Origin of the sequence: Buttiauxella sp. S19-1 (genome assembly GCF_022134725.1) — a bacterium.
Taxonomy (GTDB): domain Bacteria; phylum Pseudomonadota; class Gammaproteobacteria; order Enterobacterales; family Enterobacteriaceae; genus Buttiauxella; species Buttiauxella ferragutiae.
The window spans coordinates 60,608-77,078 of the sequence record NZ_JAHWLU010000010.1; the positions used below are offsets into that span (position 1 = coordinate 60,608).

At 50.7% G+C, this 16,471-nt stretch carries 13 protein-coding genes; 10 read left to right on the forward strand and 3 right to left on the reverse strand.

Annotated elements, in window-relative coordinates; all coding sequences use genetic code 11:
• The first annotated feature begins 30 nt into the window (after window positions 1–30).
• The 3 genes from ycaR to MES37_RS04350 all read left to right on the forward strand — a co-directional run bounded on the left by ycaR (window position 31) and on the right by MES37_RS04350 (window position 2,007).
• A complete protein-coding gene (gene ycaR / locus MES37_RS04340) occupies window positions 31–213 on the forward strand; it encodes a protein YcaR (RefSeq protein ID WP_064548219.1) in 183 nt (60 codons plus the stop codon).
• The gene (gene kdsB, locus MES37_RS04345; protein WP_237930142.1) at window positions 210–956 is read left to right on the forward strand and encodes a 3-deoxy-manno-octulosonate cytidylyltransferase; all 747 of its coding nucleotides are present in this window, start codon (window positions 210–212) and stop codon (window positions 954–956) included. Before ycaR ends, kdsB begins: the two co-directional genes overlap by 4 nt.
• A 157-nt stretch (window positions 957–1,113) precedes the next feature.
• The gene (locus MES37_RS04350; RefSeq protein WP_064548215.1) at window positions 1,114–2,007 is read left to right on the forward strand and encodes a YcbJ family phosphotransferase; all 894 of its coding nucleotides are present in this window, start codon (window positions 1,114–1,116) and stop codon (window positions 2,005–2,007) included.
• Here the strand turns inward: MES37_RS04350 and elyC are convergent.
• A complete protein-coding gene (gene elyC / locus MES37_RS04355) occupies window positions 1,987–2,763 on the reverse strand; it encodes an envelope biogenesis factor ElyC (RefSeq protein WP_237930144.1) in 777 nt (258 codons plus the stop codon). The two genes, MES37_RS04350 and elyC, sit on opposite strands and share 21 nt — an antisense overlap.
• A gap of 120 nt (window positions 2,764–2,883) precedes the next feature.
• Here elyC and cmoM point away from each other — a divergent pair, with 120 nt between their 5' ends.
• The 7 genes from cmoM to MES37_RS04390 all read left to right on the forward strand — a co-directional run bounded on the left by cmoM (window position 2,884) and on the right by MES37_RS04390 (window position 13,592).
• Window positions 2,884–3,672, forward strand: coding sequence for a tRNA uridine 5-oxyacetic acid(34) methyltransferase CmoM (gene cmoM, locus MES37_RS04360; protein ID WP_064548211.1), 789 nt, complete (start codon window positions 2,884–2,886; stop codon window positions 3,670–3,672).
• Window positions 3,665–4,987 carry a chromosome partition protein MukF gene (mukF, locus tag MES37_RS04365; RefSeq protein WP_064548209.1) on the forward strand — a complete coding sequence of 441 codons (1,323 nt, stop codon included), beginning with the start codon at window positions 3,665–3,667 and terminating at the stop codon, window positions 4,985–4,987. The genes cmoM and mukF overlap by 8 nt, the downstream gene beginning before the upstream one ends.
• A complete protein-coding gene (gene mukE / locus MES37_RS04370) occupies window positions 4,968–5,684 on the forward strand; it encodes a chromosome partition protein MukE (protein ID WP_064548207.1) in 717 nt (238 codons plus the stop codon). The genes mukF and mukE overlap by 20 nt, the downstream gene beginning before the upstream one ends.
• Window positions 5,681–10,129 carry a chromosome partition protein MukB gene (gene mukB, locus MES37_RS04375; RefSeq protein WP_237930167.1) on the forward strand — a complete coding sequence of 1,483 codons (4,449 nt, stop codon included), beginning with the start codon at window positions 5,681–5,683 and terminating at the stop codon, window positions 10,127–10,129. Before mukE ends, mukB begins: the two co-directional genes overlap by 4 nt.
• 164 nt (window positions 10,130–10,293) lie before the next feature.
• Window positions 10,294–12,174: a L,D-transpeptidase gene (ldtD, locus tag MES37_RS04380; protein ID WP_064548202.1), complete on the forward strand. Its 1,881-nt coding sequence runs from the start codon at window positions 10,294–10,296 to the stop codon at window positions 12,172–12,174.
• A gap of 181 nt (window positions 12,175–12,355) precedes the next feature.
• Window positions 12,356–12,904: a YcbK family protein gene (locus tag MES37_RS04385; protein WP_064548200.1), complete on the forward strand. Its 549-nt coding sequence runs from the start codon at window positions 12,356–12,358 to the stop codon at window positions 12,902–12,904.
• A gap of 40 nt (window positions 12,905–12,944) precedes the next feature.
• On the forward strand, window positions 12,945–13,592 hold the full coding sequence (locus tag MES37_RS04390; protein WP_064548198.1) for an MBL fold metallo-hydrolase: 648 nt from the start codon (window positions 12,945–12,947) through the stop codon (window positions 13,590–13,592).
• A 60-nt stretch (window positions 13,593–13,652) separates the two neighbouring features.
• Here MES37_RS04390 and MES37_RS04395 read toward each other — a convergent pair whose 3' ends face one another.
• Together MES37_RS04395 and MES37_RS04400 are read right to left on the reverse strand one after the other, a co-directional pair.
• On the reverse strand, window positions 13,653–14,843 hold the full coding sequence (locus MES37_RS04395; protein ID WP_064548196.1) for an amino acid aminotransferase: 1,191 nt from the start codon (window positions 14,841–14,843) through the stop codon (window positions 13,653–13,655).
• A gap of 189 nt (window positions 14,844–15,032) precedes the next feature.
• The gene (locus MES37_RS04400) at window positions 15,033–16,190 is read right to left on the reverse strand and encodes a porin (protein WP_064548194.1); all 1,158 of its coding nucleotides are present in this window, start codon (window positions 16,188–16,190) and stop codon (window positions 15,033–15,035) included.
• Between the last annotated feature and the right edge of the window lie 281 nt (window positions 16,191–16,471).

Consider the following 16,471-nt stretch of genomic DNA (forward strand, 5'->3'; position numbering starts at 1 on the left):
GCCTTTGATGGCGGTCATTCTGGAGTAACCATGGATCATCGATTACTTGAAATCATCGCTTGCCCGGTTTGTAACGGCAAGCTCTACTTTAATCAGGAAAAGCAGGAGCTTATCTGCAAACCTGACCACCTGGCGTTTCCTCTGCGCGATGGTATTCCAGTGCTGCTGGAGACTGAAGCTCGAGTTCTGAATTCTGACGAGAAAAACCCATGAGTTTTGTGGCCATAATTCCTGCTCGCTTCGCCTCTACACGCTTGCCGGGCAAACCGCTTAAAGACATCAACGGCAAACCGATGGTCGTTCATGTGATGGATCGCGCCCGCGAATCGGGTGCCGAGCGTATCATCGTTGCAACCGATCATGAAGACGTTGCTCGTGCCGTTGAAGCGGCGGGTGGTGAAGTTTGTATGACCCGCGCCGATCACCAATCTGGCACCGAACGCCTTGCCGAAGTCATTGAAAAATATGGTTTCAGTGATGATACCGTGATTGTGAATGTGCAGGGAGATGAGCCAATGATCCCTCCGGCGATCATTAGCCAGGTTGCCAGCAATCTGGCAAATAGCCAGGCGGGCATGGCCACGCTTGCGGTGCCAATCGACTCAGCGGAAGAAGCATTCAACCCGAACGCAGTAAAAGTGGTCATGGATGCGCAGGGCTACGCGCTTTATTTCTCCCGTGCGACGATTCCATGGGACAGAGACCGTTTTGCACAGTCTCGCGAAACCATTGGCGATACTCTGCTGCGCCATATTGGTATCTATGGTTATCGTGCAGGTTTTATTCGTCGTTACGTGACCTGGGAACCAAGCCAGCTCGAACAAATCGAAATGCTCGAACAATTGCGTGTGCTGTGGAATGGCGAAAAGATCCATGTCGCCGTCGCGAAAGAGATTCCGAGTATTGGGGTTGATACGCCTGAAGATTTGGAACGTGTGCGCCAGGCGATGCGCTAACGTTTTGAGTCGCAGTGTGGAACTTACCCCATGTATAAAAAAACCGGCATAGAACGCCGGTTTTTTTATTATCTAAAGGCATATTGATCTCAGGTGATGACATCCTGCGCTGGCAAGCTCATTATAAAAACACCAGTGTTGCAAGGGGTAATGAGTCATGGAGTTGCTACGCAAGGAATTGAGTCATCTGCTGGGTGAAAAACTAAGCCGGATAGAATGTATCAACGAACAGCCAAACACCGCGCTATGGTCGCTGTATGACAGCGAGGGTAATGCGATGTCTTTGCTGGCAAAAAGCTTTAGTTCCCGAGGCGTGGCTGCTCAGCTAGCCTGGAAAATGTCCATGCTCGCTCGCTCCGGCACGGTGCGTTTACCCGTGGTTTACGGGGTGGTAACGCATGATGATACGCCAGGGCCAGACGTGCTTTTAATGGAGCGCTTGCGTGGCGTACCAGTGGAAGCGCCAACCCGCACTCCAGACCGTTGGGAACATCTGAAAGACCAAATTGTGGAAGGGCTGCTAGCCTGGCACCGCGTTGATAGCCGCGGCTGCGTCGGGAACGTCGACAGCACACAAGAAAATATCTGGCCATCATGGTATCGGCAACACGTCGAAACACTGTGGGCAACCCTCAATCAATACCCCAACAATGGCCTGACCATGCAGGACCGTCGCATCCTGTTCCGTACCCGCGAATGTTTGCCGCGCTTGTTCGAAGATTTCAACGATAACTGCGTGCTGGTGCACGGCAACTTTTCGCTCAGTAGCATGTTGAAAGACGGGCGTAGCGACCAGTTACTGGCGATGGTAAATCCTGGAATGACGCTTTGGGCACCGCGCGAATATGAAATATTCCGCCTGTATGAACAAGGGCAGTCGGAAAGCCTGCTGTGGCATTACTTGCAACGCGCACCCGTTGCTGAGTCGTTTGTGTGGCGGCGCTGGTTATACGTCTTATGGGATTGCATAGCGCAACTGTTGCAGTCGGGCCGACTAAACCGACCCGCCTTTGATGTCGCGTCGAAAAATTTACTGCCCTGGATCTCCTGACGCCCCCTTGAGCCATTGCCAGACGCGTCCTACCGTTTCATAAATGGCACGATCGCTGTGCATTAACCAAACCGGAGCCGGGATAATTCGCTCCCATGGATTAAGTGGCGATGCAATGGCCAGTTGATTGGCTGGTGCCGGGAGTGGATTTAATCCAGCATGACGGAAAAAAATCATCGCACGTGGCAGATGTGACGCGGAACTCACCAGTAAAAATGGCTGGTGGCCAAGAGTTTTCGCGACGGCTGCCGCTTCTTCCTCAGTATCTTTCGGTTCTTCCAGCGTGATGATTAGTGAGCGCGGAATCCCCAGACTTTCTGCTACCCGAGCACCAGCCTCTGCGGTGCTAACCGGATTTGTCAGCGCTCGCGCACCGGTAAAGATCATCTTCGCACCTGGGTTTGCCTGCCACAAACGCACCGCTTCAGTCACTCGTGGCAAACTATTGCTGATGAGATTGGAACTTGGCGCCCATTCCGGGTTCCATGTATACCCGCCGCCGAGCACCACAATGTAATCCACTTTTTCACTACCGCGCCAGGTTGGGTAGGTATCTTCGATGGGTTTGAGCATTTTGTCAGCCACCGGTTGCAGGCTAATCAGTAGTAAAACTAACCAACTCACGCTTAATAAGGCTTTTGCGCTTTTTTGCCAACGGCTGAACCACAGTAAGCAAAGCGCAAAACCCATCATCAATAACAAAAAAGGTAAGGGGAGCAGCAGCCCGCCGATATATTTTTTCAGGATAAAAAGCATGAATTATGGGTCCTTTTTTAGCCATACAGCAGGTAAACAGGGGTGATATTACACCAGACGGGTTCATTCTTGGCTCGGCTGTGCCAAAATACGCTCTTTCCACCCTATGGAGCCGTACCCGTGCGTGATCGCAATTTTGACGACATTGCTGAGAAGTTCTCACGCAACATTTACGGTACAACCAAAGGACAGCTCCGCCAGGCCATTTTATGGCAAGATCTTGATGCCTTACTTTCCACGCTGCCTGAAAAACTACGTGTGTTGGATGCGGGTGGTGGCGAAGGGCAAACCGCGTGCGGCCTTGCTGAACGTGGTCATGATGTCCTGCTTTGCGATGTTTCTGCTGAGATGATCTCCCGCGCCCAGGCTCAGGCCAGTGAAAAAGGTGTGAGCGACAATATGAATTTCATACATTCCTCGGCCCAGGATATTGGTCAACATTTGGAAAAGCCGGTTGATCTGATATTGTTTCACGCTGTGCTGGAATGGGTCGTCGACCCGCAGGCCGTGCTTAAAACCTTATGGGATTGCCTTGCACCAGGCGGTGCTTTATCCCTGATGTTCTACAATGCTAACGGTTTGCTGATGCGTAACATGTTTGTCGGCAACTTCGAATATGTTCTCCAGGGTATGAAAAAGAATAAGAGAAAAACACTTTCGCCTGACAATCCGCTGCAGCCAGAACAGGTTTATCACTGGCTGGAGCAAATTGGCTGGCAGATTACCGGTAAAACCGGTGTGCGAGTATTCCACGATTACTTGCGCGATAAGCATAAACAACGCGATGGTTTTGAGAATTTGCTTGAACTGGAAACGCGTTATTGCCGTCAGGAGCCTTTTGTGAGCCTCGGCCGCTATATCCACGTGACAGCCATCAAGCCGCTTGAGCCAAGGAAAAATTATGAGTGATGTTTCCCAGACAGTGCCGGAACTGGTTGCCTGGGCCAGGAAAAATGACTATTCGATTTCGCTACCGACAGAGCGTTTGACGTTTCTGCTGGCGATCGCCACGTTGAATGGCGAGCGGCTTGACGGTGAAATGAGTGAAGGTGAACTGATTGATGCTTTCCGCCACGTGAGTGACGGTTTTGAGCAGACCAGTGAAACCATTAACGTTCGTGCCAATAACGCCATCAATGACATGGTGCGCCAGCGTTTGATCAACCGTTTTGTCAGTGAAATCAATGAAGGCAATGCAATTTATCGCCTGACGCCACTCGGCATTGGTATTACCGATTACTACATCCGTCAGCGTGAGTTTTCAACGCTGCGTTTATCTATGCAGTTGTCGATTGTAGCCGGTGAACTGAAGCGTGCCGCTGATTCGGCAGATGAAGGTGGCGACGAGTTCCACTGGCATCGCAATGTCTTCGCCCCGCTGAAATACTCGGTGGCCGAGATTTTTGACAGCATTGATCTCACCCAACGGATCATGGATGAGCACCAGCAACAGGTTAAAGATGACATCGCGCAACTGCTGAACAAAGACTGGCGTGCGGCGATTTCCAGCTGTGAAATGTTGCTGTCAGAAACCTCCGGTACGTTACGTGAGCTGCAAGATACGCTCGAAGCCGCAGGCGACAAACTCCAGGCTAACTTGTTAAGAATTCAGGATGCGATTCTGGGGCGTGACGATCTGCATTTTGTTGATCGTCTGGTGTTTGATCTGCAAAGCAAACTTGACCGAATCGTCAGTTGGGGCCAGCAGGCTATCGACTTGTGGATAGGCTACGACCGCCACGTTCATAAATTCATTCGTACCGCCATCGACATGGATAAAAACCGTGTCTTTGCCCAACGTCTGCGCGTTTCGGTACAGAACTATTTCGATGCACCGTGGGCGCTCACCTATGCCAACGCCGACCGTCTGCTGGATATGCGCGATGAAGAAATGGCGCTGCGTGATGAAGAAGTGACCGGTGAACTGCCAAGCGATCTGGAATTCGAAGAATTCAATGAAATCCGCGAACAACTCGCAGCCCTCATCGAAGCCGCACTGCAGGTCTACAAAACCAGACAAGTGCCGCTAGATTTAGGTGTAGTAATGCGGGACTATCTGGCGCAATACCCACGCGCCCGCCATTTTGATGTGGCGAGAATCGTAGTCGACCAGGCAGTACGTCTGGGTGTGGCTGAAGCAGATTTTACTGGCTTGCCGCCACAGTGGCAGGCAATTAACGATTACGGAGCCAAGGTACAGGCGCATGTCATCAACAAATATTGAAAAAGTGATGCCAGTAAAACTGGCACAGGCGTTGGCCAATCCGTTATTTCCGGCACTCGACAGCCAATTACGTTCCGGACGGCACATTGGGCTCGATGAGCTGGATAATCATGCCTATTTGATGGATTTCCAGGATGAACTGGAAGAGTTTTACACCCGCTATAACGTGGAGTTGATTCGCGCCCCGGAAGGTTTCTTCTATTTGCGTCCGCGATCCACCACGCTGATTCCGCGCTCTGTATTGTCCGAACTGGATATGATGGTCGGTAAAATTCTTTGTTACCTCTATCTCAGCCCGGAACGACTGGCAAACGAAGGTATCTTCACGCAGGCCGAACTCTATGACGAGCTGTTGACGCTGGCGGATGAAAACAAGTTACTCAAACTTGTGAATAACCGTTCTACCGGCTCGGATGTGGACAGGCAAAAACTGCAAGAAAAAGTCCGTGCTTCGTTAACCCGTCTACGCCGCCTCGGCATGATCTGGTTTATGGGCCACGACAGCAGCAAATTCCGCATTACCGAATCTGTATTCCGCTTTGGCGCCGATGTGCGCGCCGGCGATGATGCGCGCGAAGCGCAATTACGCATGATCCGCGATGGTGAAGCGATGCCGGTCGAAACTCGTTTGCAACTCAATGATGAAACGGAAGAGTCGCAAATTGTTCAGGATAACGCGGAGGATGAACAGGAATGATTGAACGCGGGAAATTTCGCTCACTTACGCTGATTAACTGGAATGGTTTCTTCGCGCGTACGTTTGATTTGGATGAACTGGTCACCACGCTTTCTGGTGGTAATGGTGCCGGTAAATCCACCACCATGGCGGCTTTTGTTACTGCATTAATCCCCGATTTAACGCTGTTGCACTTCCGAAATACCACCGAAGCGGGGGCCACTTCAGGTTCACGCGACAAAGGTCTGCACGGTAAGTTGAAAGCAGGGGTCTGTTACTCACTGCTGGATGTGGTTAACTCACGTCACCAGCGCGTTGTTGTTGGTGTGCGTCTGCAACAAGTAGCCGGTCGTGACCGTAAAGTCGACATCAAACCGTTTGCGATTCAGGGTTTACCAGAGTCTATTCAGCCAACACAGTTACTGACAGAAACCATTAACGAGCGCCAGGCACGTGTTCTGAGCCTGCAAGAACTGAAAGATAAAGTGGAAGCCATCGAAGGCGTTCAGTTTAAACAGTTCAACTCAATTACCGATTACCACTCGCTGATGTTCGATTTGGGCATTGTTGCGCGTCGCCTGCGCAGTGCATCGGATCGTAGCAAGTACTACCGTCTTATCGAAGCCTCGCTGTACGGCGGGATTTCCAGCGCCATTACCCGTTCACTGCGCGACTACTTGTTGCCAGAAAACGGCGGTGTGCGCAAAGCCTTCCAGAATATGGAAGCGGCACTGCGCGAAAACCGCATGACGCTGGAAGCCATTCGCGTCACCCAGTCGGACCGTGACCTGTTTAAGCATCTGATTTCTGAAGCCACTAACTACGTGGCAGCGGATTACATGCGTCACGCCAACGAACGCCGCATCCACCTGGATAAAGCGCTCGAGTTCCGTCGTGAGTTATTGACCAGCCGTAAGCAACTGGCTGCAGAGCAATACAAACATGTCGAAATGGCGCGTGAACTGGCTGAACACAGCGGTGCGGAAGGGGATCTGGAAACAGATTATCAGGCGGCGAGTGACCACCTGAACCTGGTGCAGACGGCAATTCGCCAGCAGGAAAAAATCGAGCGTTACGAAGCTGACCTCGACGAACTGCAAATGCGCCTCGAAGAACAAAATGAAATTGTTGCCGAAGCCTCTGAGCAGCAAGAAGAAAACGAAGCTCGCGCCGAAGCCGCTGAACTGGAAGTCGATGAGCTGAAAAGCCAGCTTGCCGATTACCAGCAAGCGCTTGATGTGCAGCAGACGCGTGCGATTCAGTATCAACAAGCATTACAGGCACTGGAGCGTGCACGTTCGCTGTGCCATTTGCCTGACCTGACTACCGATAGCGCGGAAGAATGGTTAGAAACATTCCAGGCAAAAGAGCAGGAAACCACTGAAAAACTGCTGACGCTGGAACAGAAAATGAGTGTGGCACAAACGGCGCATAGCCAGTTTGAGCACGCTTATCAGCTTGTTACCGCGATCAATGGCCCAGTGAGTCGTAGCGACGCCTGGAACGTGGCGCGTGAATTACTACGCGACAGCAATAACCAGCGCCATTTGATGGAACAAGTTCAGCCGCTCAGAGCGCGCCTTAACGAACTGGAACAACGTCTGCGCGAACAGCAAGAAGCTGAGCGCATGCTCGCTGAGTTCTGCAAACGTCAGGGCAAACACTTTGATCCTGAAGATTTGGAAGTGTTGCACGAAGAACTCTCTGAACGTATCGAAACCTTGCAGCAGCGTGTTTCTGATGCCAGCGATCAGCGTGCAAACCTGCGCCAGGAACAAGAGCAGATTCAGGCTCGCACCAAGCGTTTGCTGCTGCGAGCCCCAATTTGGGTGGCGGCACAAACCAGCCTCAATCAGCTTTGTGAGCAGAGCAACGAGCAGTTTGAAAGCAGCCAGCAAGTTACCGAATACATGCAGCAACTGCTTGAGCGTGAGCGTGACGTCACCGTTGAACGTGACGAAGTCGGCGCGCGTAAACGTGCCATTGACGAAGAAATCGAACGCCTGAGCCAACCCGGCGGTGCCGAAGATCCACGTTTAAATGCGCTGGCTGAACGTTTTGGCGGCGTGCTGTTATCTGAAATTTATGACGATATCAGCATCGACGATGCTCCTTACTTCTCGGCATTGTATGGCCCATCGCGTCACGCCATTGTGGTGCCCGATTTATCGCTGGTGCGCGAGCAGTTAGACAACCTGGAAGATTGTCCTGAAGACCTCTATTTAATTGAAGGTGACCCATCTTCCTTTGATGACAACGTCTTTACCGTTGAAGAATTAAACGCAGCCGTTCTGGTGAAAACCGCAGAGCGTCAGTGGCGTTACTCTCGCTTGCCTGAGCTGCCAATATTTGGCCGTGCCGCACGTGAGAATCGCCTTGAGAACCTGCATGCTGAACGCGAAACCCTGGCAGAGCGTTTCGCGACACTGTCGTTCGATGTTCAGAAATCACAGCGTTTACACCAGGCATTTAGTCGTTTCATCGGTCAGCATTTGGGTGTGGCATTTGATGACGACCCGGAAGCAGAAATTCGTCAACTCAACACCCGCCGTGGTGAAGTTGAACGTGCTATCAGCAACCATGAAAACGACAATCAGCAACAGCGTCAGCAATACGATCAGGCGAAAGAAGGGGTTGATCAACTTAACCGCTTATTGCCGCGTATCAACTTACTCAATGATGAAACGCTGGCTGACCGTTGCGATGAAATCCGTGAACGCCTCGACGAAGCGCAAGAAGCCGCGCGCTTCCTGCATCAGTTTGGTAACCAACTTGCCAAACTCGAAGCCGTGGCATCGGCACTGCAAAGTGACCCTGAGCAGTTTGAGCAGTTAAAAGAAGATTATCAGTACGCGCAACAAGTACAACGCGATGCCCGTCAGCAGGCATTTGCCTTGACTGAAGTGGTGCAGCGTCGGGCGCACTTTAGCTACTCTGATTCTGCCGCGATGCTCGATGGCAATAGCGATTTAAATGAAAAATTGCGTAGCCGTCTGGAGCAAGCAGAAGCGGAACGTACCCGTTCACGCGAAGCCTTGCGTCAGCATGCACAGCAATTAAGTCAGTTCAGCCAGTTAATGGCATCGCTGAAAAGCTCCTTTGATACTAAAAAAGAGCTGTTAACCGATCTGCACAAAGAACTACAGGACATTGGTGTTCGCGCTGATATTGGCGCTGAAGAGCGTGCGCGCTCACGTCGTGATGAATTACATACCGCACTGAGCACCAACCGTAGCCGTCGTAATCAGCTCGAAAAAGCGCTGACTTATTGCGAAGCGGAAATGAGCAACTTAACCCGCAAACTGAAACAGCTGGAACGCAGCTATTTTGAAATGCGTGAACAGGTTGTCACCGCGAAAGCGGGCTGGTGTGCGGTGATGCGGATGGTGAAAGACAATGGTGTTGAGCGCCGCCTGAATCGCCGCGAATTGGCTTATGTCACCGGTGATGAACTGCGTTCTATCTCGGATAAAGCGTTGGGTGCGCTGCGTTTGGCGGTTGCGGACAACGAACATCTGCGCGATGTACTGCGTATGTCTGAAGATCCAAAACGCCCTGAACGTAAGATTCAGTTCTTTGTGGCGGTTTATCAGCATCTTCGCGAACGTATTCGCCAGGACATTATCCGTACTGATGACCCGGTTGAAGCCATCGAGCAGATGGAGATTGAACTGAGTCGTCTGACGGAGGAACTCACTTCACGCGAGCAAAAACTGGCGATCAGTTCTCGCAGCGTGGCGAATATCATCCGTAAGACTATTCAGCGTGAACAAAACCGTATCCGCATGCTGAACCAGGGTCTGCAAAGTGTCTCCTTCGGCCAGGTGAATAGCGTGCGTTTGAACGTGAACGTGCGTGAAACTCACGCCATGTTGCTGAATGTCCTTTCAGAACAACATGAGCAGCATCAGGATCTGTTCAACAGCAACCGTCTGAGTTTCTCTGAAGCATTAGCGAAACTGTACCAACGCCTGAATCCACAAATTGATATGGGCCAGCGCACACCACAGACCATCGGTGAAGAGCTGCTCGATTATCGTAATTACCTCGAAATGGAAGTGGAAGTTAACCGTGGTTCAGATGGCTGGCTTCGTGCGGAAAGTGGCGCGCTGTCAACCGGTGAAGCGATCGGTACCGGGATGTCGATTCTGGTCATGGTGGTTCAGAGCTGGGAAGAAGAGTCTCGTCGACTACGTGGGAAAGACATTTCCCCATGCCGTTTGCTGTTCCTCGATGAGGCTGCACGTCTGGATGCGAAGTCGATTGCCACGTTGTTTGAGCTATGCGAACGTCTTGAAATGCAACTGATCATTGCAGCGCCGGAGAACATTAGCCCAGAAAAAGGCACTACCTATAAGCTGGTGCGTAAGGTTGTTCAGAACCATGAACACGTTCATGTCGTTGGGCTGCGGGGCTTTGCGCCTCCGCTTCCTGAACCGTCGGCTGACATGACTGAAGCGTCATAATTAACGCGGGCTACGGCCCGCGTTTTCTTTGGCTCGAAAGTTCTTATTCTTTAATTTTATTTACATTTATGCGGGCAAATAGTTTTTGCTGTTTATATACTGATATTTAAGCCCAGTGAGATAATTTGGGTTAATTAGAAAGTTTTAAAAACAGGGGGCAAGGGATGTTGCTTAAAAAATTGCACAGTTTTCGAGTGTCAGCGCTTACGTTGGGACTGGCACTCAGTTTCGCTCCACTGTTTATGGCGCAGGCCGATGAGCCAGAGGTTGTTCCATCAGATAGCTCTGCGGTGAGCATTGAACCCGCAAGCTCACCTGACCAGCCATTACCACAATCTACTGCGACCGCTAATATGGTGGGAGTGTTGCCGCTCAACTCAACCGGCATGTCTGCCGCACAAAGTCGCACGCAGCTGGTGGCTCAAATGCCTGCGGGTTATACGCCGGTTTACCTCAATGCGCTTTCAGCGTTCTATGCCGCCCGTGAAATGAAACCGATGTGGGAAAATCGCGATGCGGTGAAAGCTTTCCAACAACAGCTTGCGGAACTGGCCATTGCCGGTATTCAGCCGCAATTTACCACTTGGGTTGAGCTGCTCACCGACCCTGCCGTCACGGGTCTGGCGCGAGACATCGTTTTGTCAGATGCGATGATGGGATATCTGCAATTTGTGTATGGTATCCCAACGGAAGGTAACCGCTGGTTGTACAGCACTAAGCCATACAAGCTGCAAACTCCGCCTATTTCCGTGATTAACCAATGGCAGGTGGCGGTTGACCAGGGAACGCTGGTGAGTTTTATCGAAACACTTGCGCCTCAGCATCCGCAATACGCCAAATTGCATCAATCACTGGTGCATTTGTTAAGTGACTCACGTCCGTGGCCGCAACTGACCGGCAGTGAAACGCTCCGTCCTGGCCAGTGGAGCAACGATACGCCAGCACTGAGAGAAATTCTGGCCCGTACCGGCATGCTGCAAGCTGAACCTGCAATACCGCTTAAAGAACGGGATAGTGTATCTAATACTGTCGTTGCAATCAGTCCATCGGCCATTCAACTAGACAGTGAGCAGGTGGCGCAACAGACTCCTGAAGCGGTTGCCGGGAAGAAAAAGAAATCAGCGCCTGCTGTGCGAAGCGTTTACAGCAACGAACTGGTGGAAGGGGTGAAACGTTTCCAGAAATGGCAGGGTTTGGGTGTGGATGGCTCCATTGGGCAATTAACGCGTAACTGGCTGAATGTCACGCCACAGCAGCGTGCGTCGTTAGTGGCATTAAATATCCAACGTTTGCGATTGCTGCCGAAGAAACTCGACACCGGTATTATGGTGAACATCCCTGACTATTCGCTGAGCTATTACCTCAACGGCAGTGAAGTATTGGCTTCGCGGGTGATTGTCGGGCGTCCTGACCGTAAAACGCCAATGATGAGCAGTGCGCTTAATAACGTGGTGGTGAACCCGCCATGGAATGTGCCGCCAACGCTTGCACGCAACGATATCCTGCCAAAAGTCCGTCAGGACCCGGGTTATCTTGATCGCCATGGTTACAGCGTTTTACGCGGCTGGAGCAACAATGCTGAAGCTATCGACCCGTGGCGTGTGGATTGGGAAACTATCACAGCCAGCAATCTGCCATTCCGTTTCCAGCAAAAACCAGGGGTGCAGAACTCGTTAGGGCGTTACAAGTTTAATATGCCGAGTTCTGACGCTATCTATTTGCATGACACGCCAAACCACACCCTGTTCCAGAAAGATGCACGAGCGCTGAGTTCTGGCTGCGTACGCGTGAATAAAGCGTCTGAACTGGCAAATATGTTATTGCAGGATGCTGGCTGGAACGATGCCCGGATTTCAAGTCAACTGAAAGACGGCAGCACCAAGTATGTCAATATTCGCCAGACCATTCCGGTCAATCTTTACTATTTGACGGCGTTTGTCGGTGAAGATGGACGTACACAGTACCGAACCGATATTTACAATTACGATCTTACCGCGCGATCTGGCGCACAAATTCTTCCAAAAGCTGAACTATTGATTCGCTAAATGCAGTAATTCTAATGAATTAGCGGTCGTAATAATTGCGATACCCAGCCGGGTCCTCTACAGGGCCCGATTTTGCTGGGTTTTGCACACCTTGACTCGCTTTGTTTTGGCAGTTAAGGTGCCAGGCAGTGCGCTGAAGTGCATATTATTCGATCGTTTTTTACCTGTAGACCTGGACATCATGGACAAATTTGACGCAAACCGCCGCAAGCTGCTGGCGTTGGGTGGCGTGGCTTTAGGTGCCTCGCTGTTACCAACACAAGCGTTTGCCATGCTATCAACACCGCGCCCACGCGTTCTGACTCTGAATAACCTGCATACAGGGGAGTCATTGAAGGCTGAATTTTTCGATGGTAAAGGCTATATTCAGGATGAATTAGCAAGGCTTAATCATTTCTTCCGCGATTATCGCGCGAATAAAATTAAATCCATCGACCCGAAATTATTCGACCAGCTATATCGCCTGCAAGGCTTGTTGGGGACCAACAAACCGGTGCAACTGGTCTCTGGCTATCGCTCTCTGGACACCAATAATGAGCTTCGTGCTCACAGTCGTGGGGTCGCGAAAAAAAGCTACCACACCAAAGGGCAGGCCATGGATTTCCATATTGAAGGGATTTCGTTGAGCAATGTTCGCAAAGCAGCATTATCTATGCGCGCAGGTGGTGTAGGATACTACCCCAGCAGCAACTTTGTGCATATTGATACCGGGCCATTAAGGCGCTGGTAAAACAACGGAATCCGGCGATGGTTGCCGGTATTGGAGTGTCATGAACTATCACATAATTCCGGTCACCGCATTCGGACAAAACTGTTCGCTGATTTGGTGTGAAGTAACTCAACAGGCAGCACTGGTTGATCCCGGTGGCGAAGCCGAAAAGATCAAGCAGCAAGTGGCGGCGCAGGGCGTGACTATTACGCAAATCCTGTTAACGCATGGTCATCTTGATCATGTTGGGGCTGCTGCTGAACTGGCCGAACATTACGGTGTTCCTGTTGTTGGGCCGGAAAAAGAAGACGAATTTTGGTTGCAGGGTTTACCCGCGCAAAGCCAAATGTTTGGGCTTGAGGAGTGTTTGCCGCTGACGCCAGACTGTTGGCTGAACGAGGGTGATAGTGTGTCAGTGGGAAATGTAGCCTTACAGGTGCTGCATTGCCCGGGCCATACTCCTGGTCACGTCGTTTTCTTTGATGCGCAATCTCAGTTACTGATTTCCGGCGATGTGATTTTCAAAGGCGGAGTAGGGCGTAGCGACTTCCCGCGTGGCGACCATGCGGCGCTGATTGACTCGATTAAACGTAAACTGTTGCCGTTAGGCGATGATGTGACGTTTATTCCAGGTCACGGGCCGTTGTCCACTTTGGGTTATGAACGCCTGCACAATCCCTTCCTGCAAGACGAATTACCGGTCTGGTAAGTTTGTTAAGCTAAATAAAAAGAGCCGCTTTGAGCGGCTCTTTTCATATCTGCTGATGGCTTACAGCACAGCAACAATCGCTTCGCACAGCGGAGCCATATTGTCTGGCGTCATGCCTGCAACGTTCACACGCCCTGAAGCAACCGCATACACACCAAACTCTTCACGTAAACGCAGCACCTGCTCTTTAGTCAGGCCGCTGAACGAGAACATACCGTTCTGGTTGATGATGAAGCTAAAGTCGCGGTTAGCGCCTTTCTCTTGCAGGGTATTGACGAACAACTGGCGCATACGGTGAATACGCTGACGCATGTCTGACAGCTCTTGTTCCCAAATTGTACGCAGCGCGTCATTGCTCAGAATGGTAGCAACAACGGAGGCGCCGTGTGCTGGCGGGTTAGAGTAGTTAGCACGAATCACAGCCTTCATCTGGCTGAACGCACGATCCACGGTATCCGCATCAGCAGCAACCAGAGTACAAGCACCTACGCGCTCGTTGTAGAGGCCAAAGTTCTTAGAGTAAGAGCTGGCAACAATCAGTTCTTTGTGGCTTGCAGCAAAGATACGCAGACCTTCGGCATCTTCTTCCAGACCACGGGCAAAGCCCTGATAGGCGAAGTCAAACAGCGGCAACCAGCCTTTAGCCAGTGACATTTCTGCCAGAGTTTTCCACTGCTCAGCCGTTGGATCAATACCGGTTGGGTTATGGCAGCAACCGTGGAACAACACCACGTCACCTGCTTGTGCAGCTTGCAGGCTGTTAATCAGGCCATCGAAATTCAGAGAGTGGTTCTGCGCGTCATAGTAATCATATTCGCACACTTCCAGCCCAGCAGAGTTAAAGACGCTTTTGTGGTTTGGCCAGCTTGGATTGCTCACCCACACACGTTGGGTGGTGGTATTTTTAGCGAGGAAATCAGCGGCAACACGCAGTGCACCAGTACCACCAGGGGTTTGAGCCGTACGAGCACGTTTGTTTGCACTCAGAGCATTATTTTTCCCGAACAGCAATTCCTGGGTACAGCTACCAAATTCTGGAATACCGTCAATACCGAGGTAGTTCTTGGTGTTCTCATTTTCCAGCAGATACAGCTCCGCTTTCTTAACGCAGGTTAAAACCGGAGTTTTACCCGTTTCATCCTTATAAACACCAATACCAAGGTTAATTTTAGTCGGACGGTCATCGGCGCGAAACAGATCGGCCAAACCAAGAATTGGATCAGCAGGAGCAGCGGTAATGTTCTCAAACATGACGAGTTTCCATTGTGATATCGAGGGGAGTAACGCACTCAGGTTAACTGCTGTTTTAGTAAATGCCAACCGTTTGCAACAAAAAGAAACTGCTCTCGTCACAAGTTATTTTTTTCACCTCTCCGGGCATAAAAAAACAGGGCCGAAGCCCTGTTTTTAAATCATCCTGGCAACAATGTTGCTGGATAATTAGAACTGATAAACGATACCAACAGCAGCCTGGTCGCCAGTTGCTTGTTTAGCAGATTCGCTATACTCGTTGTCGTCCAGCATGTTGAACTGGTATGCAGCATACACGTTCATGTTTTTGTTGAAGTAGTACCAGGTACCCACTTCGATGTATTTAACCAGGTCAGCATCGCCACCGGAGAAGGTGCCACGAGCCTTCAGGTCTTTACCTTTAGACTGCACGTAAGCGATGGATGGACGCAGACCGAAGTCGAACTGGTATTGAGCTACAGCTTCGAAGTTCTGAGTTTTGTTTGCGAAGTTATTGTCTGGTTCGCGAGTCATGTTAGTAGTTTCAGCATACATGATTGCAGCGTAGACGTTGTTTGCATCGTACTTAGCAGCAGTAGACCATGCTTCAGCGCGGTCGCCACCAGCACTTGCCCAGTTGGCATTAGTTGCTGCTTCACGTTGTTCGAAAGTACGGTTTGCAGACTCATAACCAGCTGCAACGCTGAAGCCTTCGCCGATGTCATAAGTTACAGCGGTGCTGTAGCCGTCGCCGTTAGCTTTAGCGCCGTTACCAGCACGACCTAAAGTAGGCACGCCGTTTTCGTCCAGGCTTGGAGCAACTACGTTGCTACGCTCGTTTTTACCCTGGTATTGCAGAGCAAACGCCAGGCCATCAACCAGACCGAAGAAGTTGTTGTTACGGTAAGTCAGAACGCCAGTAGTACGGCCGTTCATGAAGTTGTCGGTAGCAGCCCAAGAATCGCCGCCCCACTCAACCAGCATATCGGTATAAGCCGCTACGTCGTAGATTGCGCCGTAGTTACGGCCGTAATCCAGGGAACCTGCATCACCAAATTTCAGACCAGCAAATGCCAGACGGGTGTTAGTAGGCTGAGTGCCTTCCGCGTTGGAGGCATTCATGTTGTATTCCCACTGGCCGTAACCGGTCAGTTGGTCATTGATCTGAGTTTCTCCTTTGAAACCGATACGAGCATATGTGGTGTCATTGCTAGAAGTGTCACCAGTAGTGGTCCATACGTGCTCGCCTACAGCTTTACCGTAGAAATCCAGTTTGTTGCCGTTTTTGTTATAGATTTCTGCAGCGTTTGCTGCACCGGCTACCAGCAGAGCAGGGATTACCACTGCCAGAATATTGCGCTTCATCATTATTTATTACCCTCATTAGGTTTTTTTGTAACACCTGCCACTGCCGTCAATAATTCTGTACGGAACTATTGATGAGAGTTTGGTGTCTTTCTGTATCTGTCAGGCATCTTTCCATCCATGAAACCGTTTCGCTAGCCAGAAAGTGCTACAAACATCGAGACTTGGTTACAAAAAGAAACTATATGTAACTAAATGTGTATTTTGTGGAACTTTGTGAACTATCTCAAACTTCCTTGCCGCTTCGCCTAAAAAAACACCTATTTATATCTATATATATGAAT

What these genes read in the sequence shown, in the direction of transcription:
- ldtD (WP_064548202.1), top strand. Translation starts at nt 10,294, where the DNA reads ATGTTGCTTAAAAAATTGCACAGTTTTCGAGTGTCAGCGCTTACGTTG.
- elyC (WP_237930144.1), bottom strand. Translation starts at nt 2,763, where the DNA reads ATGCTTTTTATCCTGAAAAAATATATCGGCGGGCTGCTGCTCCCCTTA.
- MES37_RS04395 (WP_064548196.1), bottom strand. Translation starts at nt 14,843, where the DNA reads ATGTTTGAGAACATTACCGCTGCTCCTGCTGATCCAATTCTTGGTTTG.
- ycaR (WP_064548219.1), top strand. Translation starts at nt 31, where the DNA reads ATGGATCATCGATTACTTGAAATCATCGCTTGCCCGGTTTGTAACGGC.
- kdsB (WP_237930142.1), top strand. Translation starts at nt 210, where the DNA reads ATGAGTTTTGTGGCCATAATTCCTGCTCGCTTCGCCTCTACACGCTTG.
- MES37_RS04350 (WP_064548215.1), top strand. Translation starts at nt 1,114, where the DNA reads ATGGAGTTGCTACGCAAGGAATTGAGTCATCTGCTGGGTGAAAAACTA.
- MES37_RS04385 (WP_064548200.1), top strand. Translation starts at nt 12,356, where the DNA reads ATGGACAAATTTGACGCAAACCGCCGCAAGCTGCTGGCGTTGGGTGGC.
- MES37_RS04390 (WP_064548198.1), top strand. Translation starts at nt 12,945, where the DNA reads ATGAACTATCACATAATTCCGGTCACCGCATTCGGACAAAACTGTTCG.
- mukE (WP_064548207.1), top strand. Translation starts at nt 4,968, where the DNA reads ATGTCATCAACAAATATTGAAAAAGTGATGCCAGTAAAACTGGCACAG.
- mukF (WP_064548209.1), top strand. Translation starts at nt 3,665, where the DNA reads ATGAGTGATGTTTCCCAGACAGTGCCGGAACTGGTTGCCTGGGCCAGG.
- MES37_RS04400 (WP_064548194.1), bottom strand. Translation starts at nt 16,190, where the DNA reads ATGATGAAGCGCAATATTCTGGCAGTGGTAATCCCTGCTCTGCTGGTA.
- mukB (WP_237930167.1), top strand. Translation starts at nt 5,681, where the DNA reads ATGATTGAACGCGGGAAATTTCGCTCACTTACGCTGATTAACTGGAAT.